Source organism: Streptomyces sp. LaPpAH-108, assembly GCF_000373625.1.
In the GTDB taxonomy this organism is placed as follows: Bacteria; Actinomycetota; Actinomycetes; order Streptomycetales; family Streptomycetaceae; genus Streptomyces.
The window spans coordinates 412,624-431,427 of sequence record NZ_KB891998.1 but is presented as its reverse complement, the minus strand read 5'-3'; the positions used below and the strand labels follow the sequence as shown (position 1 = coordinate 431,427).

17 protein-coding genes are annotated in these 18,804 nt (G+C 72.8%); 9 read left to right on the top strand and 8 right to left on the bottom strand.

Going from position 1 to position 18,804, the window contains the following annotated elements:
• Window positions 1–122 precede the first annotated feature (122 nt).
• Window positions 123–869, top strand: a complete 747-nt coding sequence (locus tag B079_RS0128645; RefSeq protein WP_018549290.1) for a DNA polymerase beta superfamily protein — start codon at window positions 123–125, stop codon at window positions 867–869.
• Here the strand turns inward: B079_RS0128645 and B079_RS0128640 are convergent.
• Window positions 798–1,553 carry a DNA polymerase beta superfamily protein gene (locus tag B079_RS0128640; protein ID WP_018549289.1) on the bottom strand — a complete coding sequence of 252 codons (756 nt, stop codon included), beginning with the start codon at window positions 1,551–1,553 and terminating at the stop codon, window positions 798–800. The two genes, B079_RS0128645 and B079_RS0128640, sit on opposite strands and share 72 nt — an antisense overlap.
• A gap of 22 nt (window positions 1,554–1,575) precedes the next feature.
• Entirely contained in the window at window positions 1,576–2,016 is a 441-nt protein-coding gene (locus B079_RS0128635; protein ID WP_018549288.1) for a Rieske (2Fe-2S) protein, read from the bottom strand.
• A gap of 348 nt (window positions 2,017–2,364) precedes the next feature.
• On the opposite strand from B079_RS0128635, the gene B079_RS0128630 reads away from it, so the two are divergent.
• From B079_RS0128630 to der, 4 genes are all read left to right on the top strand, one after another.
• Window positions 2,365–3,450 carry a prephenate dehydrogenase gene (locus B079_RS0128630; RefSeq protein WP_018549287.1) on the top strand — a complete coding sequence of 362 codons (1,086 nt, stop codon included), beginning with the start codon at window positions 2,365–2,367 and terminating at the stop codon, window positions 3,448–3,450.
• 164 nt (window positions 3,451–3,614) lie between these two features.
• The gene (gene cmk, locus B079_RS0128625) at window positions 3,615–4,307 is read left to right on the top strand and encodes a (d)CMP kinase (RefSeq protein ID WP_018549286.1); all 693 of its coding nucleotides are present in this window, start codon (window positions 3,615–3,617) and stop codon (window positions 4,305–4,307) included.
• A gap of 62 nt (window positions 4,308–4,369) precedes the next feature.
• The gene (locus tag B079_RS0128620; RefSeq protein WP_401555947.1) at window positions 4,370–4,972 is read left to right on the top strand and encodes a lysophospholipid acyltransferase family protein; all 603 of its coding nucleotides are present in this window, start codon (window positions 4,370–4,372) and stop codon (window positions 4,970–4,972) included.
• 64 nt (window positions 4,973–5,036) lie between these two features.
• A complete protein-coding gene (der, locus tag B079_RS0128615) occupies window positions 5,037–6,521 on the top strand; it encodes a ribosome biogenesis GTPase Der (protein ID WP_018549284.1) in 1,485 nt (494 codons plus the stop codon).
• Window positions 6,522–6,597: 76 nt separating this feature from the next.
• Here the strand turns inward: der and B079_RS0128610 are convergent, their stop codons facing one another.
• Both B079_RS0128610 and B079_RS0128605 read right to left on the bottom strand, forming a co-directional pair.
• Window positions 6,598–7,005, bottom strand: a complete 408-nt coding sequence (locus B079_RS0128610) for a hypothetical protein (RefSeq protein ID WP_018549283.1) — start codon at window positions 7,003–7,005, stop codon at window positions 6,598–6,600.
• 895 nt (window positions 7,006–7,900) lie between these two features.
• Window positions 7,901–8,698, bottom strand: a complete 798-nt coding sequence (locus B079_RS0128605) for a hypothetical protein (protein ID WP_026249178.1) — start codon at window positions 8,696–8,698, stop codon at window positions 7,901–7,903.
• A gap of 543 nt (window positions 8,699–9,241) precedes the next feature.
• On the opposite strand from B079_RS0128605, the gene B079_RS0128600 reads away from it, so the two are divergent.
• Both B079_RS0128600 and B079_RS0128595 read left to right on the top strand, forming a co-directional pair.
• A complete protein-coding gene (locus B079_RS0128600; protein ID WP_018549281.1) occupies window positions 9,242–9,913 on the top strand; it encodes a transglycosylase family protein in 672 nt (223 codons plus the stop codon).
• Window positions 9,914–10,311: 398 nt separating this feature from the next.
• Complete coding sequence (locus tag B079_RS0128595; RefSeq protein WP_018549280.1) at window positions 10,312–10,527, top strand: I78 family peptidase inhibitor; 216 nt, start codon at window positions 10,312–10,314, stop codon at window positions 10,525–10,527.
• Between the two features lie 83 nt (window positions 10,528–10,610).
• On the opposite strand, the gene B079_RS0128590 is transcribed toward B079_RS0128595, so the two are convergent.
• Together B079_RS0128590 and B079_RS0128585 are read right to left on the bottom strand one after the other, a co-directional pair.
• A complete protein-coding gene (locus tag B079_RS0128590; RefSeq protein ID WP_018549279.1) occupies window positions 10,611–11,624 on the bottom strand; it encodes a phosphatase PAP2 family protein in 1,014 nt (337 codons plus the stop codon).
• Between the two features lie 298 nt (window positions 11,625–11,922).
• Window positions 11,923–13,188 (bottom strand): mannosyltransferase family protein, encoded by a 1,266-nt coding sequence (locus B079_RS0128585; RefSeq protein ID WP_018549278.1) that lies wholly within the window; start codon window positions 13,186–13,188, stop codon window positions 11,923–11,925.
• Window positions 13,189–13,499: 311 nt separating this feature from the next.
• Between B079_RS0128585 and B079_RS0128580 the strand changes: the two genes are divergently transcribed.
• Together B079_RS0128580 and B079_RS0128575 are read left to right on the top strand one after the other, a co-directional pair.
• Window positions 13,500–15,242: an MFS transporter gene (locus B079_RS0128580; RefSeq protein ID WP_018549277.1), complete on the top strand. Its 1,743-nt coding sequence runs from the start codon at window positions 13,500–13,502 to the stop codon at window positions 15,240–15,242.
• A 108-nt stretch (window positions 15,243–15,350) separates the two neighbouring features.
• Window positions 15,351–16,541 (top strand): acyl-CoA dehydrogenase family protein, encoded by a 1,191-nt coding sequence (locus B079_RS0128575; RefSeq protein WP_018549276.1) that lies wholly within the window; start codon window positions 15,351–15,353, stop codon window positions 16,539–16,541.
• A gap of 38 nt (window positions 16,542–16,579) precedes the next feature.
• On the opposite strand, the gene B079_RS0128570 is transcribed toward B079_RS0128575, so the two are convergent.
• Both B079_RS0128570 and B079_RS0128565 read right to left on the bottom strand, forming a co-directional pair.
• Window positions 16,580–17,017 (bottom strand): cell division protein SepF, encoded by a 438-nt coding sequence (locus tag B079_RS0128570; RefSeq protein WP_018549275.1) that lies wholly within the window; start codon window positions 17,015–17,017, stop codon window positions 16,580–16,582.
• A gap of 310 nt (window positions 17,018–17,327) precedes the next feature.
• Window positions 17,328–18,359 (bottom strand): ABC transporter substrate-binding protein, encoded by a 1,032-nt coding sequence (locus tag B079_RS0128565; RefSeq protein ID WP_018549274.1) that lies wholly within the window; start codon window positions 18,357–18,359, stop codon window positions 17,328–17,330.
• Window positions 18,360–18,804: the final 445 nt, after the last annotated feature.

The window sequence follows — 18,804 nt, the reverse complement described above, 5'->3', positions numbered from 1 at the left end:
CGCCTCGCCGCGTTGTCGTCGGTTGCCATGGCTCCGCCATGACGCCCTCCTCCGCCTTGCGATGCACGGCACCAGACCCCGCTCCCTGATCCAGCCTGATCCAAACGAAAGGCCCTAGGTCCATGATCGACGCTCTCGGCATGGACCTGACGCCCGTGATCGCGGAACAGCCCCACCCCCTGCTGTTCGCGACCGTCTCCGGGGCCCACCTCTACGGTTTCCCGTCCCGGGACTCCGACGTGGACCTGCGCGGTGTCCATCTGCTGCCCGCCGCCGACCTGGTCGGACTGCGCGAACCGGAAGAGACCCGCTCGCGGGACTGGGTCCGCGACGGCGTCGAGATGGACCTCGTCACCCACGACCTGCGCAAGTTCGTCCGGCTGATGCTCCGCCGCAACGGCTATGTGCTGGAGCAGCTGCTCTCGCCCCTGGTCGTCCACACCACCGACGCCCACAAGGAACTGGCCGCGCTCGCACCGGGCGTCCTCACCAGCCACCACGCCCACCACTACCGGGGCTTCGCGGCCACCCAGTGGCGGCTGTTCGAGAAGACCGGCGAACTCAAGCCCCTGCTCTACACGTTCCGCGTCCTGCTCACCGGCGTCCACCTCATGCGCAGCGGCGAGATCGAGGCCCATCTGCCCACGCTGCTCGGCGAGTTGGAAGCGCCCGGCTATCTGCCCGAGCTGATCGGGGCCAAGGCCGAGCGGGAGCACGGGGACGCCGGGGTGGACCGGGAGCGCGTACGGGCCGACATCGAGCGGCTGCACGTACGGCTCGACGAGGCGCAGGCCGCCTCAGTCCTGCCGGACGCCGTCACCGCCCACGACGCCCTGCACGAGTTCGTGGTGCGCCTGCGGCTGGGCTGACTCCGACCGGGCCGAGTCCCGGCGGACGCGGTAGAGGAAGTCGGCCACCCGGGCGTGGTCCGGCTCCGCCGGGAGCGGGGTGCGGCGCAGGGCCTCGTCGGTCTCCTCGGACAGCCGGGCCATGCGGGACTCGATCTCCGGCCAGGGGATCTCACCGCGCTTCACCGCGAGCAGGGGCTCGCGCTCGGCGCCCACGTCCAGCCGGAGTTCGCCGGTGCGCAGGAGGTCGCGGGCGCTGGTCAGCAGGCGCAGCAGATGCATCGCGTGCTTCCAGCGCGGGGCGCCGGTCGTGCGGACGTCGGCGTCCAGCTTGCGGCGCTGGCCGAGGGCGTACCCGGTGAAGGTGGCGTGGACCCGGCGGGAGAGAAAGGCGTCCCGCAGGGACAGCAGCTCGCGGCCGGTGTCGGTCAGCCGCTCCACCAGCGGGGAGTGCAGGCACTCCAGGATGTTCGGGTTGGCGCGCAGGGCGAGTTCGCAGAAGCGCTCCAGCTCCCAGGAGAACTGCTCCTCGCCCGGCCCCTCGACATGGGCTGGGGGCTTCTCGAAGCGCCAGAACAGGGGAGTGGGGGCCAGATAGACGCCCCGCCGGTCGGTGTCGCTCGCGTCGGTGGCCAGGCCGAAGGCCCGGGAGCCCATCACACAGGCGTAGACGGTGTGGTCGCGGACCAGGTCGGCGGGGTGCATGCCGGGAGCGTACGCGGCGGGATCACCCCAGGGTGATCGAGTTTCCGTGCACCGTGATCGGCTCGGCGGCCAGCGGACGGGTGGCCGGGCCGTCGGCCACCGAGCCGTCGGTGATGCGGAACCTGGAGCCGTGGCACGGGCAGTCCACCGTGCCGTCCGCGACCCGGTCCAGCGCGCAGCCCTGGTGGGTGCAGACCGCCGAGAACGCCTTGTACTCGCCCTTGACCGGCTGCGTGACCACGATCTTCCGATCCGCGAAGATCTTGCCGCCGCCCTCCGGGATGTCACTGGTCCGCGCCAGCGCCTGCGCGGCCGGGGCGGAGCCGTTCTCGCCGCCCGTGCTCTCGGGGGTGGCCTCGGCGGTGGAGCCCGCCGAATCGCCGCCGCCGCATCCCACACAGCAGACGGCGAGCGTGGCGGCGCCCGTCGCGAGAAGCGTGCGCCGTGTCGCGGGCTGGGTCATGTCGTCACTCCGAACGTACGGGGCGCCGTCGGCAGACGGCCTGTGAAAGGTGAGAAAAGCCGTATGTCCGGGCATCTTGGCACCGATGACCCCCGGGACGAAGGAAGCGGCAGCCCCCCGTCACCGGATCGGCCCCTCCTGCTGTCCGTCCCGGCCGCGCGGGCTGACTAGGCTGGACGCCTACGCAGCGCGCCGGGACCGGTCGGCGCGCGAGCCAGTGAGGAGCAGGGCAGTGGCGGTACGAGCGGTCCGGGGGGCGGTTCCGCGGCGGCGGGACGAGGCCGGTCACACGCGACGGTCCGACGGCTTTTCCCACGTGAGCGCCGTCCGGCACCAGGGCGGCGCCCGGTGAGGACCGCACTCGTCATCGGCACCGGCCTCATCGGCACCTCCGCCGCGCTCGCCCTCACCCAGCGGGGCGTCACCGTCCACCTCGCCGACCACGACCCCGAGCAGGCCCGCACCGCCGCCGCGCTCGGCGCCGGAACCGACGCGCCGCCCCAGGGCCCCGTCGACCTCGCGATCGTCGCCGCCCCGCCCGCGCACGTCGCCGCCGTCCTCGCCGACGCCATGAGCCGGGGCGTGGCCCGCGGCTACATCGACGTCGCCAGCGTCAAGGGCGGCCCGCGCCGCGAGCTGGAAGCGCTCGGCCTCGACCTGTCGACGTACATCGGCACCCACCCCATGTCAGGGCGCGAGAAGTCCGGCCCGCTGGCCGCCACCGCCGACCTCTTCGAGGGCCGCCCCTGGGTGCTCACCCCCACCCGCGACACCGACACCGAGGTGCTGAACCTCGCCCTGGAACTGGTCTCGCACTGCCGCGCCGTCCCGGTCGTCATGGACGCCGACGCCCACGACCGCGCCGTGGCCCTCGTCTCCCACATGCCGCACCTGGTCTCCAGCATGGTCGCGGCCCGTCTGGAGAACGCCGAGGAGGCCGCCGTACGGCTGTGCGGGCAGGGCATCCGCGATGTGACCCGGATCGCCGCCTCCGACCCCCGGATGTGGATCGACATCCTCTCCGCCAACCCCGGCCCGGTCGCCGACCTCCTCGCGGACGTCTCCGCCGACCTGGACGAGACCGTGCGCGCGCTGCGGGCGCTTCAGTCCTCCGACGAGGACAAGCGGCGCGCGGGCGGCGCGGGCATCGAGGACGTGCTGCGGCGCGGCAACGCCGGACAGGTCCGGGTGCCCGGCAAGCACGGCTCCGCCCCGCGCGCCTACGAGACCGTCGCCGTCCTCATCGACGACCAGCCAGGACAGCTCGCCCGCATCTTCGCGGACGCGGGCCGCGCCGGGGTCAACGTGGAGGACGTGCGCATCGAGCACGCCACCGGGCAGCAGGCCGGTCTCGTCCAGCTCATGGTCGAGCCCAGGGCGGTGCCCGTCCTGACCGAGGCGCTGCGCGAGCGCGGCTGGGCTCTGCGGCAGTAGCGCAGGTCCCCCGGCGGATCCGCCGCAGGTCCCGGGGCACAGGTCCCCGCCGGTCCCGGGGCGGACGTACGTCCGTACGAGTGACCCACACCCAGTAACCTTGTGCGGGGCGCCCTCGCGTCCCGCACTCCACCGCCCACCCTTCACCAGGAAGGTGCCCTCCCGTGGAAAACGGCGCCGCCCCGACCAAGCCCGTGATCGTCGCGATCGACGGCCCCTCCGGCACGGGCAAGTCGAGCACGTCGAAGGCCGTCGCCGCGCAGCTCGGCCTCAGCTACCTGGACACCGGCGCCCAGTACCGGGCCATCACCTGGTGGATGGTGACCAACGGCATCGACCTGGACGACCCGACCGCGATCGCGGCCGTCGCCGGGAAGCCCGAGATCGTCTCCGGCACCGACCCGTCCGCCCCCACCATCACGGTGGACGGCTACGACGTGGCCGCCCCGATCCGCACCCAGGAGGTCACCTCCAAGGTCAGCGCGGTCAGCGCGGTGCCCGAGGTGCGCACCCGGATCACCGAGCTGCAGCGCACGATCGCCACGGCCGCCGAGCTGGGCATCGTCGTGGAGGGCCGCGACATCGGCACCACCGTGCTGCCCGACGCCGACCTCAAGATCTTCCTCACCGCCTCCCCTGAGGCCCGCGCGGCCCGCCGCAGCGGCGAGCTGAAGGGCGCCGACGTCAATGCCACCCGCGAGGCCCTGATCAAGCGGGACGCGGCCGACTCCAGCCGCAAGACCTCCCCGCTCGCCAAGGCGGACGACGCGGTCGAGGTGGACACCACCGAGCTGACCCTCGCCCAGGTCATCGAGTGCGTCGTCACGCTGGTCGAGGAGAAGCGGGCCGGGAAGTGAGCGACCCGGCTCTGCCCTCGGAGCGGGGCGCCGAGATCGGCCGGCGCATCGGCGTCGGCCTGATGTACGGCCTGTGGCGACCGCGTGTGCTGGGCGCCTGGAAGGTGCCCGCGAGCGGCCCGGTGATCTTCGCCGTCAACCACTCGCACAACATCGACGGCCCCATGGTCATGGGCGTGGCGCCCCGGCCGACGCACTTCCTGATCAAGCAGGAGGCGTTCACCGGCCCGCTCGACCCCTTCCTGACCGGCATCGGCCAGCTGAAGGTGGACCGCACGAGCGCCGACCGCACCGCCATCGCCCGGGCGCTCGGCGTCCTGGAGAGCGGCGGCGTCCTTGGCATCTTCCCGGAGGGCACCCGGGGCGAGGGCGACTTCGCCTCGCTGCGCGCGGGGCTCGCCTACTTCGCGGTGCGCAGCGGGGCACCGATCGTGCCCGTGGCCGTACTCGGCAGCGCCGAGAAGCCCGGCCGCCTGATCAAGGCCCTGCCGCCGCTGCGCTCGCGCGTGGACGTGGTCTTCGGAGACCCGTTCGAAGCGGGCGACGGCTCGGGGCTGCGTACGCGCAAGGCGCTCGACCAGGCGACCGAGCGCATCCAGAAGCGGCTCACCGCACACCTGGAAAACGCCAGGCGCCTGACCGGGCGCTGGGCGACACTTGAGTAGTGGAACCGGCCCGAAACGGGTCACTTCCACCGATCACCACGAACGACGACGAGGTACGGACTTCATGAGCGACCAGAACCAGCCCGACGGCTCGGCCGAGCACGAGTACGAGCACGGGGCTCTCGGCGACGCCGAGTACGCGGAGTTCATGCAGCTCGCCGCGGAAGAGGGCTTCGACATCGAGGACGTCGAAGGCGCCATCGAGGAGGCGGGCCACGGCCCGCTGCCCGTGCTCGCCGTCGTCGGCCGCCCCAACGTCGGCAAGTCGACCCTGGTGAACCGGATCATCGGCCGCCGCGAGGCCGTCGTGGAGGACAAACCCGGCGTCACCCGCGACCGCGTCACCTACGAGGCCGAATGGGCGGGCCGCCGTTTCAAGGTGGTCGACACCGGCGGCTGGGAGCAGGACGTCCTCGGCATCGACGCCTCCGTGGCCGCGCAGGCCGAGTACGCCATCGAGGCGGCCGACGCGGTCGTCTTCGTGGTGGACGCCAAGGTCGGCGCCACCGACACCGACGAGGCGGTCGTCCGGCTGCTCCGCAAGGCGGGCAAGCCGGTCGTGCTGGCCGCCAACAAGGTCGACGGCCTCTCCGGCGAGTCCGACGCCGCCTACCTGTGGTCGCTCGGCCTCGGCGAGCCGCACCCGGTCTCCGCCCTGCACGGCCGCGGCACCGGCGACATGCTGGACGCCGTCCTGGAGGCGCTGCCCGAGGCCCCCGCGCAGACCTTCGGCGGCACCGGCGTCGGCGGCCCCCGCCGCATCGCCCTGATCGGCCGCCCGAACGTCGGCAAGTCCTCGCTGCTCAACAAGGTCGCGGGCGAGGAGCGCGTCGTCGTCAACGAGCTGGCGGGCACCACCCGTGACCCGGTCGACGAGATGATCGAGCTGGGCGGCAAGACCTGGAAGTTCGTGGACACCGCGGGCATCCGCAAGCGCGTCCACCTCCAGCAGGGCGCCGACTACTACGCCTCCCTGCGCACGGCCGCCGCCGTGGAGAAGGCGGAGGTCGCGGTCATCCTGATCGACGGCTCCGAGAACATCTCGGTGCAGGACCAGCGCATCGTCACCATGGCCGTGGAGGCCGGGCGCGCGGTCGTCGTCGCCTTCAACAAGTGGGACACCCTCGACGAGGAGCGCCGCTACTACCTCGAGCGCGAGATCGAGACCGAGCTGGGCCAGATCGCCTGGGCCCCGCGCGTCAACGTCTCCGCCCGCACCGGCCGCCACATGGAGAAGCTGGTCCCGGCGATCGAGACCGCGCTCGAAGGCTGGGAGACCCGCGTCCCCACCGGCCGTCTGAACGCGTTCCTCGGCGAGCTGGCCGCCGCCCACCCGCACCCGGTCCGGGGCGGCAAGCAGCCGCGCATCCTCTTCGGCACCCAGGCGGGCACCAAGCCGCCGCGCTTCGTCCTCTTCGCCTCCGGCTTCATCGAGGCGGGCTACCGGCGCTTCATCGAGCGCCGGCTGCGCGAGGAGTTCGGCTTCGAGGGCACCCCGATCCACATCTCGGTGCGGGTGCGCGAGAAGCGCGGCGCGAAGAAGAAGTAGCCGGGCGCCGGGCACGACCGAAGGGCGGCTCCGGGTTCTGACCGACCAGAACCCGGAGCCGCCCTTCGGTGTTTTCTCAGCTGCCCTGGCGCGGGGCCGGGGGCAGCGCCGCCCGGTCCGGGCGCGGCGCCTCGGACTCCTGCGTCCGCCCGATCGTGCCGATCCGCTGCCACTGGGACTGCGACTGCTGCCGCGCGCTGTACGCCCCCGCGCTGTAGGCGCTGTAGGAGCTGCTGAACGACCCCGGCCGGTGCCCGCCGTACGACCCCGTGCTCTGCGGGAGGCTGCCGAAGGCCGTGAACTCCAGGTCCTCCTCGCCGCTGCGGTCGCCGGGCAGCGTGCGGAAGGTCTTGACCCACTCCGCGTAGAGCGTGTCGTAGATCGGCGTGGCCGAGAGCGCGCCGGTGCCGTCCTGCCCCGGCCGGGCGAGCGGTACGGGGGTGAGGGCGGTCGACCGGCGGGGTGGGGTGTCGTATGCGTGCACGTATGTCCAAACGACGCGGCGCGCAAAGGGATGCGGGGGCCTGCGGCGCTTTGGCGGGCGCCCTGGTCTCGCGCCCGGGCGCGGAGTCGCGGCGCGCGGGCGCGTGCGGGGCTGCGCGGGCGTACGGGTTTCGTGCACGGGCGTACGGGAGGCGGTGCCCTCCTCGGACTGCTTCCGCACGCGGGTGGACGGGAGTTGGGGTGGCGCGGACTCGGGGCTCCGGCTCGGGTGGGGCGTGCGGGCCCGGGTGGGGGTGCGGACTCGGGTGGGGCGTGTGGACTCGGGTGGGGCGTGTGGACTCGGATGGGGGTGCGGACTCGGGCGGGGGTGCGGGCCCGGTGGGGGTGGGGGCCCGGGTGGGGTGGGCGTGGCCCGGGCCGGAGGGTGCCGGGCCCGGGCGGCCTGTACGCGGCTCGGGTGGGGCGTGCGGGATGGGGTGGGCCCGCACGTGGCCTGGCGGGGTGGGCGGGGGTGCTGGGCACGGGGCCCGTGCCGCGGCTTGGGTGGGCTCGCACGTGGCCTGGGCAGGGCGCATGTGGCCCGGGCGGGGGTGCCGGGCACGGGTGGGGCATGCGGGCCCGGGTGGCCCGTACGCGGCTTGGGTGGGGGCTGCGGGGATCAGGTGGCGACGCGCACGTCGCCTGACGGGGTGGGCGTGCCCGGGCGGGGGTGCTGGGCCGGGTGGTCCGTGCGCGGCCCGGCCGGGGCGGGTGGGATCGGGTGGGTCCGCAGGTGGCCCCGGCTGGGTGTGCGTGGCCCGGTACCCGGCCGTCCCGGTCGTCAGGTCCCCGCCAGGGGCAGCGCGGCGGCGACCAACTTGCCCGTGGCCGCCGATGGGCCCGCAGGTGGCCCCGGCCGGGTGGGTGCGGCCCGGTGGGTCCGGCGCCCCCGGCCGTCAGGTTCCTGCCAGGGGCAGCGCGGCGGCGACCAACTTGCCTGTGGCTGCCGAGCGGTCCAGGGCGTCGCGTAGCAGGTCCTCGCGGGGCTGGCGGCCGATGGAGCCGACCGGGGCCGCGAACATCAGTACCTGCTGGTGCTTGTTGGCCGCCGCGCGCCAGCTGTCGGTGACCTGGAGCGGCTGGTGCGCCTGCCACCAGGCCACCTGCTGGCCCCCGTTGGGCCCGGGCTGGAGCACCGCGTGCAGCTGGCCCACGGCGAGCAGCACCGACCAGCCGTGCAGCACCTGCGGGACGGACGTCAGCTCGGTCACCGGCATGAAGCCCTGCTCGATGAGCAGCGGCAGGAAGTCGTCACCGGGACCGGTGCTGCCCGGGCGCACGATCGGCGCGGTCGGCTCGACCACGAGCGCCGGGTGCAACTCGCCCTCGATCAGGACGAGTCCGCTGGTCACCCCGAGCACCGCGGGCTCGGGCGCGGCCGGTGCGGCGGGCTGGGGCGCCTCGGCGCCGGGCGTGACACCGTCGCCGATCGAGCGGACGGCGCCCTGCAGCTGCTCCTCGGTGACCTGCACGACCTGCGAGGGCAGGCAGCCCGCGTGCGCGAAGGCCAGGACGGCGGTCTCCTCGCCGACGAACAGCACGGTGCTGGTGCGCTCCAGCTCCGAATTGCCGGGCGTGCGGCAGGAGGTGCAGTCGTAACTGCCCGGGGCGTTCTCTCCGGCGAGCAGCCGGTCGGCTTCTTCGTCGCCGATCTCGGCACGTACGGCGTCACTGACGTCGAGCATGGGCGGCACGGTGACTCCCTCGGGATGCGGTGCTGGGGGCCGGCCGGGTGGCTCCCGGTCGCTGAGCCCCGGCGTCGCGGGCTCATGCAGAAGACAACGGGCGTCCTGTGGTGGGAGTCACGCCTTCAGGCGAACGGAATCGAACCATCCCGCCGCGGCCGTCACGTTTGGTGCGGAATCGGCCACTCAGCGTCAATTTCGCGCACAGTCAAGGGACTTGAACGAGTGAACTGGGTCACACCGACCAAAGGTGACCATCCGTTATGTCGCCACATAGCGGCATGTAGTGGGTGGCGGAAAATCGCCGATACCGGCGGTAACAACCAACTGGCCTGGAAAGAAGGGGTGTTGGTTGAAATCCGCGAGCTGTCCTCCCTAGATTCCTCCGCCGTGTGCAACGAGCACCGCTCGGGCAAGTCCGCCGGCCGTCCGTGGTCGGACACGATCACCGCATCGGTCGTGGCGGACGGGGCCGGGCGCGAGGAACCGCGGTCCTGTGCGGTGAGGCGCGCCCGGCCCTGGGGGAGCCCGGGTACGTGGAGAGGGAAATGCATGACCGAGTGTGCCGATACCAACCGTCCCGCCGCCCGTCGTGAGGGCGCCCGCAAGGGCCGTACGACGGCTGTCCTCGCCGGAGCGGCGCTCCTGGCCCCGCTGGGCCTGCTGGCCGCCACCGGCAGCGCGGACGCGGCGGACAACGGGGTGTGGGACCGCATCGCCCAGTGCGAGAGCGGTGGCAACTGGCACATCAACACCGGCAACGGCTACTACGGCGGACTCCAGTTCTCGGCGAGCACCTGGCGGGCCTACGGCGGCGCCGCCTACGCGCCGACGGCCGACCAGGCCTCCAGGAGTGCGCAGATCGCCGTCGCCACCAAGGTGCAGCGCGCCCAGGGCTGGGGAGCCTGGCCCGTCTGTTCGGCCCGCGCCGGGGCGTCCGGGGCGGCACCGGCCGCCGCGTCCCAGGGCGCGGCCACGAAGAGCGGCGCGACGGCGAAGCGGACCCCCGCCCAGCCGCACAAGCCCGCGAAGGCGCCCGAGCGCCCGGCGGAGCACACCGGCCGCAGCGCCACCCGCGGTGCCTACACCGTCCGTGCGGGCGACACGCTGAGCACCATCGCCGCCCGGCACGGCACCACCTGGCGCCAGGTCTTCGCCGACAACCGGAAGGTCATCGGCTCCGACCCGGACCTGATCGTGCCCGGCCAGCGTCTGGCGCTCTGAGCGCGCGGCGGCCGAGACCGCCCGGCAACGGCAGCCGCCGTCCCTCCCGAGGGGCGGCGGCTGTCCGCGTGTGCGGCGGGGGTGTGGTGAATCCGTGAATTTCCTATGGGCCGTCAGGTTCTCCGCAGGGCCCTCGGATTCCCCGTCAAAACAACTTCCGAACCTTCGTGACGGAATCCGGCCGGAAACGTTCGGCGGAGGAAAAGGAGCGGCATGATCGCGACATCAGGAAATTCTGTTCGATTGCCCCGACGAGGTGAACGGTAACGCCCATACGTGTGACGGAGTTCGACGGTAACGGGTGCCGGGAAGCTGTGACAGAAGTGTGACCGTGCGCAGCGCATGACCTCACCCCGGCCGGGGTTCCGTCACTGCCCGAGTCCGCCTAGCGTGGCCGCATGGCACAGATTCCCGCTCCGCCGCCGGAGCCTCAGGACAGTCCGGACACCTACGTCGGCCTCGACGCCGCCCGCGCCGAGCGCCTGGCCCGGGACCGGGGCTGGAGCACCGTACGGGCGCTGCCGCCGGGCACGGTCGTCACCATGGAGTACCGCGTGGGCCGGATCAACTTCGAGGTGGCGGACGGCCGGGTCCGGCGGGCCTGGAAGGGCTGACCGGACCGGGACGTGCACCTGGACTCGGGCGGCCCGGCGGCGGGCTCGTGTGCGTACCTGCCCGCCGCCGGGCCGCCCGGCCGTCAGGGGCGGGCCGGCTGGGAGGAGCCGCGCGGCAGCCGGTCGGCGTGCGCCGGACGGCGGCTGCCGGCCGGGGTGACCGGGGTGCGCTCCGAGCGGGCCGTGTGCGGACCGGGAGCCAGATGGATCGGGGCACGTCCGCCGCGCGCGGACGCCACCGGCTCGCAGGCCACCGGATGCGCCTCGGACTGCGCGGTCTGCGGTCGCAGCGGCACCGGGGCGACCGGGGTCGCCGGAACCGCCGCCGTACGCCCGCGCCGGGCCCGCAGCCGGTCCCGCAGGGCGAACACGGCGTCCTCGGCCCGGGAGATCAGCGGCTCGAACCAGGGCAGCGCGAGCAGGATCAGCAGACCGGCGGCCCAGCCGAGCAGCACATCGCTCAGCCAGTGCGTCCCGAGGTAGACGGTGGTCAGGCCGACGCCGAGCGAGGTGACGGCCGAGAGCGCGGACAGCCAGCGGCGGGCCCGCGGGGTGGAGGCCAGATAGGCCAGGATGCCCCAGGTCACGACCGCGTTGGCGGTGTGACCCGAGGGAAATATGTCTCCACCGAGACCCATCTCGTTCGAACCGATCACGGTGGCGTAGTGCGGGCCGAGCCGGCCCATGCCGAGCTTGGCCGCGCCCACCGTGATGTTCAGCAGCAGCAGCGAGGCCGCCAGCGTCAGCAGGGGCCGCAGCGTGTGCTGCCGCCAGGAGCGCCAGCCGAGCCACGCCGCGACCATGACGGCGGTCGGGCCGCGCTGGCCCAGGACCACGTAGTAGTCCAGGAACGCGTGGATCTCCGGCCACTGCTGGTACGGGCGGAAGAACATGACCCGCCAGTCCAGCCGCACCAGCCAGGACGTGGTGATGACGGCCCACACGATCGCCAGGTAGAAGGCCAGGGTCGAGGAGAACAGCACGACCCGGTGCCGGGACATCCTCGGCACGTCGATGTGGGCCGGCCGTTCCGGCTCACGGTCCAGCCTGGCGAACACCCGGTCCAGACGCCGGGTGAGGTTTCGTTCGGTACGCACCCAATCGACGTTACAGCGAGTGAGCGGTGTTCCCGGTCGATACAGAGGCTTTGTGATGACGATGTGATGTGGGAAACCTCTCAGGAGAGGTCCCCAATTCCCGCGATTCGGCAATGGCGCCCGGGGCGTTCCCGGAATTGTTTTGGTCATGCCGAAGGGGGCGGTTTTTGGTCGCTTATGAATTCGTTAACCCGGGCATCGCGGCGAATTCAGGAGACGCTCACCGGGCCGCCGGGAGCCGATCATGGTCGCCTCGGGAGTCGATCATGGTCGTCCGGCGGGGCAGTCGCGGCGCGGGTCAGGGCGGTCCTGAGCCGTTCAGCCAGAAGGCGCCGTAGAGCGCGGCGACCGTCGCGGCCACCGCCACGACCGCCGCCGCACGGCCCGGACGCGCCGCCGCCAGGGCCCGGGCCAGCGGGAAGAGCACCGGGAAGGCGGGCATCAGCAGCCGGGGCTTGGAGCCGAAGTAGCTCGACGCGCACAGGGCGAGCGCGAGCACCACGCCCGTGTAGACCAGCACCGGAAGCGGCTGCCGCTGGTGCACGCCGGTCAGGTGCAGCCGGATCAGCAGGACGACGCCGACGACCAGGGCCGCGCCGCCGAGGGCCGACGGGAAGGACGTGAACATGCCCGCCACGAAGCGGGCGAAGGCGTAGCCACCGTCGAAGCCGTTGCGCCAGCCCGCCTGGACCCGGAGGTAGCCGAGCGGTCCGTCGCCGGTGCGCAGGCCGACCCAGAGGACGTACCCGGCGGCGCCGAGCGGGGCGAGGGCCATGCCGAGGAGACGGCGGGGCGCGGAGGCGCCCGCACCCGGCGCGGGGGAGAGGCCGGGGGCGCGTACGTCCTCATGCGCGCCCCGCACATCACCCGCGCTCCGGGTTCCCCCGAAAGAGGTCACCCGTGAGATGACGCGGGTCGACGTCCGGCCGCTCGTCCACGAGGCCACTCCCGCCACCCACACCGCCGCGACCACCGCCATCCCCACCGGCCGGGTCAGCCCCGCCAGCGCCGCCAGCAGCCCCGCCGTCACCCAGCGCCCGGTCAGCACCGCGTACAGCGACCACGCGGCCAGCGCCGTGAACAGCGACTCGCTGTACGCCATCGACTGCACGATCCCCACCGGCAGCACCGCCCACAGCAGCACCGCGCAGAGCCCCGCCCGCGCGCCGTACAGCCACTCGGCCACCGCGAAGATCCCGCCCGCCGCCGCGAGCGAGGCCAGCAGCGCGACCACGAAACCGGCCTGCGCGTACGACAGCGGCGCCACCGCGTGCCCCAGCCGCTCCAGCCAGGGCAGCAGCGGGAAGAACGCCAGGTCGGAGTGGACGTCGCCGTTCGGCAGCCGCACCTCGTAGCCATAGCCCGAGGAGGCGACCCGCGCGTACCAGAGCGCGTCCCAGCGCGCGGTCAGCAGCGTGAACGCGCTCGTGCCGCGCGCCGCGCTCCAGCCGGCCAGCACGGCCAGGCCCAGCACGCGGATCGCCGCGTAGCCGAGCAGGGCCGGGGCCGCCCGGCGCAGGAGCGGGGCGCGCGGCGGGGCCGGGCGCGTCACGAGTTCGGTCACGGGCTCGATTATCGACGGGCCCGCACCCCGCCCCGGCCGCCCGGCCGACCCGGGGACCGCCCCCGCCCCCGCGCCGTCCCCTCGTACGCACACGCGCGCGCGAAGAGGCAAGTGGCGTACACCACAGGGGTTCGCCCGAGCAGGTGAGAGGTCCACCACGTGCCGACACGCCGAACTCGCGTACGCTGACGAGCCACCCGCGTGGGAAAGGCGCGGGCCGGAGCGAACCGCTCTTCTCCGGCCGTACGACGGGGAAATCCCCGACCCCGTCGGTCACCGCCGCGCACGAGGGATCATCTGGGAGGTAGTACATGTCCGGGACGACCACGGCCGAAATCGGGCCGTGCCGTCGGACGACCGGGACCGGTGCCAACCGCTGGGTCGTCCTCGTCGTCCTCTGTGTCAGCCTGCTGCTCGTCGCGCTCGACGCCACCGTGCTGCACGTGGCGGTACCCGCCGTCACCGAGGACCTTCGGCCCGGTGCCGAACAACTGCTCTGGATCGTCGACGTCTATCCGCTGGTCTGCGCCTCGCTGCTGATCCTCTTCGGCACGCTGGGCGACCGCGTCGGACGCAGACGCGTCCTGCTGCTCGGCTACGCCCTCTTCGGCGTCGCCTCGGCCGTCGCCGCGCTGTCCCACAGCGCCGACACCCTGATCTTCGCCCGCGCGCTGCTCGGCGTCGGCGGTGCCATGATCATGCCCGCCACGCTCTCGATCCTGCGCCAGGTCTTCCCCGACCGGCGCGAACGCGCGCTGGCCATCGGCATCTGGAGCGCGGTCGCCGCCGTCGGCGCGGCCGTCGGACCGCTGCTCGGCGGCTTCCTGCTCGAACACTTCTGGTGGGGCTCGGTCTTCCTGGTCAACATCCCGCTGATGCTGGTGAGCCTGCCCATCGGCCGGATGCTGCTGCCCGAGTCGCGCGGCGAGCGCGACGGCCCCTGGGACGTGCTCGGCGCGCTGATGGCGGCGGCCGGGCTCTTCGGCGTCGTCCTCGGCGTGAAGCGGCTCGGCGGGGGCGAGCCGCCGCTGAGCGTCCTCACCCTGATGCCGCTGCTCGTCGGCGCGGTGCTGCTGGTCCTCTTCGTCCGCCGCCAGGGCCGTCGCACCCACCCCCTGGTCGACCTGCGGATGTTCCGACGCCCCGCGTTCAGCACCTCCGTGGGCTGCATCGTCCTGGCGATGCTCGCGCTCGTCGGCCTGGAGCTGATCGCGGCGCAGTATCTGCAACTGGTCCTCGGCCTGTCCCCGCTGGCCACCGGTCTGCGGCTGCTGCCCCTGACCGCCGCCGCGATGGCCGCGGGTCTCGCCGGGGCCCGGATGCTGCGCGGGTTCGGCCCCCGCCGCATGGTCGTCTCCGGCTTCTGCCTCACCGCCGCCGCCGTGGTCCTGCTGACGGCGATGGGCGGCCAGGACAACACCCCGCTGCTGCTCTCCGGCTTCGTGCTGCTCGGCTTCGGCCTGGAGACGACGCTCTTCGGGGCGTACGAGTCGATGCTCAGCGAGGCCCCCGCCGACCGCGCGGGCGGCGCCGCCGCGATCGGCGAGACCTCCTACCAGCTCGGCGCGGGCATCGGCATCGCCCTGCTCGGCAGCGTCATGAACCGCGCCTACGCCCCCGCCCTCACCTCGGTGCCCGGCGTCCCCGCCGCCGACCGGGCGGCGGCCGGACACTCGCTGGGCGAGGCGTACGAGATCGCCGGACGGCTCGGCGGCTCCGCCGGGGAGGCGCTGCGCCAGGCCGCCCGCGACTCCTTCGTGCACGGCCTCCATGTGACCCTGCTGGTCAGCGCGGGCCTGCTGCTCCTCGGCGCGGTGATGGCGCTGCGGCTGCCCCGGACGATGAACTGCGCGCCGGAGAGCGGCGTGGTGGACGGGGAGGCCACGGACCGGGTGATCGGGGTGCGGGAGCTGCCCGAAGCCGTCGCGTCCGCCCTGTCCGAGCCCCGGGTGTCCAGTGCGGCCGAGCCCGCAGCGTCCTCCGCGTCCTCCGTGACCTCGGTGACCGAGCTGCCCCCGCCCCGCGAGCCGGGCAAGCCGAGGGCGATCGCCTGACCCCGCGGGCCGCCCTGGACGCCGGGCGGCCCGCGCCGTAACGTCGGCCGGAGCATTCTGACTAGCGCCGCTAGTTTTCCGTGTGCCCACTGTGCCGGAGGGTGTTCCATGTCCGCGTCCGCGAAGCTGCCCCCGTTCGACCCCGCCGACCCGCTCGGCATCGACGACCTCCTCGAACCGGAGGACCTGGCCGTCCGGGACACCGTGCGCGGCTGGGCGGCGGACCGGGTGCTGCCGTACGTCGCCGAGTGGTACGAGAAGGGCGAGCTGCCCGGCATCCGCGAGCTGGCTCGCGAACTGGGCTCGATCGGCGCGCTCGGCATGTCGCTCACCGGGTACGGCTGCGCGGGCGCCTCCGCGGTGCAGTACGGCCTCGCCTGTCTGGAGCTGGAGGCCGCCGACTCGGGCATCCGCTCGCTGGTCTCGGTGCAGGGCTCGCTCGCCATGTACGCGATCCACCGCTTCGGCAGCGAGGAGCAGAAGAACGCGTGGCTGCCGCGCATGGCCTCGGGCGAGGTGATCGGCTGCTTCGGGCTCACCGAGCCCGACCATGGCTCCGACCCGGCCGGGATGCGTACCTTCGCCAAGCGCGACGGCGACGACTGGGTGCTGAGCGGGCGCAAGATGTGGATCACCAACGGCTCGGTGGCCGGGGTGGCGATCGTCTGGGCGCGCACCGAGGACGGCATCCGGGGCTTCGTCGTCCCCACCGACCTGCCCGGCTTCTCCGCGCCCGAGATCAAGCACAAGTGGTCCCTGCGCGCCTCGGTGACCAGCGAACTCGTCCTGGACGACGTACGGCTGCCCGCCGACGCGGTGCTGCCGGAGGTCACCGGGCTGCGCGGGCCGCTCGGCTGCCTCTCGCACGCGCGGTACGGCATCGTCTGGGGTGCGATGGGCGCCGCGCGCAGCAGTTTCGAGGCGGCGCTGGACTACGCGCGGACGCGGGAGCAGTTCGGGCGGCCCATCGGCGGCTTCCAGCTGACCCAGGCCAAGCTCGCCGACATGGCGGTGGAGCTGTACAAGGGGATGCTGCTCGCCCACCATCTGGGGCGGCGCATGGACGCCGGCCGCCTGCGTCCCGAGCAGGTCAGCTTCGGCAAGCTCAACAATGTCCGCGAGGCCATCGAGATCTGCCGTACGGCGCGGACGATCCTCGGTGCCAACGGGATCTCCCTCGAATATCCCGTGATGCGGCACGCGACCAATCTGGAGTCGGTGCTCACCTACGAGGGCACCGTCGAAATGCACCAGCTGGTGCTGGGCAAGGCGCTCACCGGGCTCGATGCCTTCCGGTGAGCCCCCGAGGGGGCGGGGCCGCGATGAACGGCCCCGCCTCAGCTCTGGTTGAAGAAGCCGTCCTCACGGCGGCCCGAGGGCTCGCCGCTGACGACCTCGGTGTGGGCGGGCGTGAGCAGGAAGACCCGGGTGGCGACCCGCTCGATCGTGCCCCGCAGTCCGAAGGTCAGACCGGCGGCGAAGTCCACGACGCGCTTGGCGTCGGTGGCCTCCATCGCCGTGAGGTTCATGATGACCGGGACGCCGTCCCGGAACATCTCGCCGATGGCGCGGGCGTCCCGGAAGCTGTCCGGGGTGACCGTGCCGATCCGGCGGCCCTTGTCCTCGGCCGTGTCCGTGGCGACCTTGACGCGCGGGTCCGTGACCCAGGCGTCCGCGGACTGAGCGCCCTCGGAGTAGTCGTCGTCGTAGTAACGCTCGTCATCGTTGTCGTCGACCAGGCCGAGCCACGCGCTCGCCTTGCGTACCGATCCCATGGACGCCTCCTCTCTCAGCGGTTTCTCTTGCTCTTCCCATCCCTATGGTCATCCATGATGCTGACAGCGCGCCAAGTGGATAGTCGGCGCGCGGGGGGTTTGTGACGGTACTGGTGCGCGGTCCATACGTCGAGAGCCCTTGTGTCACAAGGGCTCCACCCCATAAGGCTGCTGACTGAGAGTGAAATATGATTGTTCGCGGCGGATGGGTGATGTGTGGTGTGTCAGGGTGAACGAACTGTCCTGTGCGCCCTGATTGTCCGCTGATATGAGGATGGGGAACGGACGGTGACGAGCCGTCAGGAGACGATCAGTTCTTCAGCTCCGGTGGCGAGATCCGCGAGGTGCTGATCGCGGAGCCCGTCGTCCCCCACTTCTTGAGGATGCGGGCGTACGTCCCGTCGGCGATGATCCGGTTCACCGCCGCGCGGAAGGCGGGCGCCAGCGGGGTGCCCTTCTTGAAGGCGAAGCCGACGTCGAGCCGGTGGTACTCGTTGAGGAACCTCAGGCCCGGCTGGTGGGCGACGGCGTAGCGCAGGCCGTTGATCGTGGACATCACGACATCGCTGCGGCCCTGCTGGATCGAGGACCAGATCGCGCTCTGCTCGGCGTACGTCTGTACGTGGTACGCCTTCTTGCCCGCGTCCACGCACACGTGCTTGTTCTGCTCCAGCGTGGCCTCGAAGGTGGTCCCGGCGCCGGTCGCGACGTTCAGGCCGCACAGCTGCCGCAGATCGGTGATCTTGGCGAGTTCGCTGTCCTTGCGGGTGACGAAGCCCTGCCCGTCGTTGACGTAGGTGACGAAGTCGATCGTCCTGCGGCGCTCGTCGGTGACGCCGAAGTTGCTCGCGCCGAAGTCGTACTTGCCGCTCTCCAGTGCCGGGAGGATCGCCTCGAAGCTCGCCTGCTCGATCTTCAGCTTGATGCCGAGGACCTTGGCGGCGGCCTGGGTGATGTCCACGTCCTGGCCGGTCAGGGTCGTGCCGTCGGCGAGGTAGGTGGTGCCCGGCGGGGTGCCGCCCACGGCGACCGCGACGGTCAGGTGCGTGACCCCGGACGGCAGCAGCTTCGCGGCGGCCGGGTCCTTCGCGATCCGGGAGACGACGTCGGTGGTGGGGATCGCGTCGGACCCGGCCGCGGCGCGGGCGCCGGAAGCGCCGGAGGAGCCGGGCGAGCCCGAGCCGCAGGCGGTCAGCAGCAGCGCGGCGGAGGTGAGGGCGGCGAAGGCGGCGAGGAGACGGCGGCTGGGCGCGAACAGGCGGCGCGTGGGCGCGGGGAGGCGGCGCGGGGGCAGGACGAGGCGGTGCTTGGGCAGGGCGAGGTGGCGCGTGGGCGCGGGCATCGGGAAGCGGTCTCCTGGAAGAAGGGGAGGACGGGCCGGACGCGAGAGAGGAAGGCGGTGCGACGGCAGGGCGCGAGGGGAGGGGAGAGTGCGGAGGCAGGGCGCGCGCGTGAAGGCCGGAAAGAGGACCGGAAAGGAAGGCGGGGAACGCGGAGGCGCCCGGAACGGGCGCGGGCGCGCAGGGGGTCAGCTCAACAGGACGCGGACCACACGCGACCGAAGTCGATGTGGGAGCGGGTGACCAGCCACTGCTGTGGGCGCATGGGCCAAGTGGAACAGGCATCCGGTTGGCCCGTCAACCGACTTGAGACGGGCCGCTCACAGTCCGGACACCCTTGACAACGCAGGGAAACGGCGACGTACTCTCGAAGGACGGCCCTGCTGAGGGGCTCGGCCGTGACCGCGCTTTCGAGCGCGGCGGAGTGCGGGCAGTGCGCGTCGGGTC

What these genes read in the sequence shown, in the direction of transcription:
- B079_RS0128595 (WP_018549280.1), top strand. Translation starts at nt 10,312, where the DNA reads ATGGCACAGATTCCCGCTCCGCCGCCGGAGCCTCAGGACAGTCCGGAC.
- B079_RS0128600 (WP_018549281.1), top strand. Translation starts at nt 9,242, where the DNA reads ATGACCGAGTGTGCCGATACCAACCGTCCCGCCGCCCGTCGTGAGGGC.
- B079_RS0128620 (WP_401555947.1), top strand. Translation starts at nt 4,370, where the DNA reads ATGTACGGCCTGTGGCGACCGCGTGTGCTGGGCGCCTGGAAGGTGCCC.
- B079_RS0128640 (WP_018549289.1), bottom strand. Translation starts at nt 1,553, where the DNA reads ATGCACCCCGCCGACCTGGTCCGCGACCACACCGTCTACGCCTGTGTG.
- B079_RS0128580 (WP_018549277.1), top strand. Translation starts at nt 13,500, where the DNA reads ATGTCCGGGACGACCACGGCCGAAATCGGGCCGTGCCGTCGGACGACC.
- B079_RS0128570 (WP_018549275.1), bottom strand. Translation starts at nt 17,017, where the DNA reads ATGGGATCGGTACGCAAGGCGAGCGCGTGGCTCGGCCTGGTCGACGAC.
- der (WP_018549284.1), top strand. Translation starts at nt 5,037, where the DNA reads ATGAGCGACCAGAACCAGCCCGACGGCTCGGCCGAGCACGAGTACGAG.
- B079_RS0128565 (WP_018549274.1), bottom strand. Translation starts at nt 18,359, where the DNA reads ATGCCCGCGCCCACGCGCCACCTCGCCCTGCCCAAGCACCGCCTCGTC.
- B079_RS0128575 (WP_018549276.1), top strand. Translation starts at nt 15,351, where the DNA reads ATGTCCGCGTCCGCGAAGCTGCCCCCGTTCGACCCCGCCGACCCGCTC.
- B079_RS0128635 (WP_018549288.1), bottom strand. Translation starts at nt 2,016, where the DNA reads ATGACCCAGCCCGCGACACGGCGCACGCTTCTCGCGACGGGCGCCGCC.
- B079_RS0128645 (WP_018549290.1), top strand. Translation starts at nt 123, where the DNA reads ATGATCGACGCTCTCGGCATGGACCTGACGCCCGTGATCGCGGAACAG.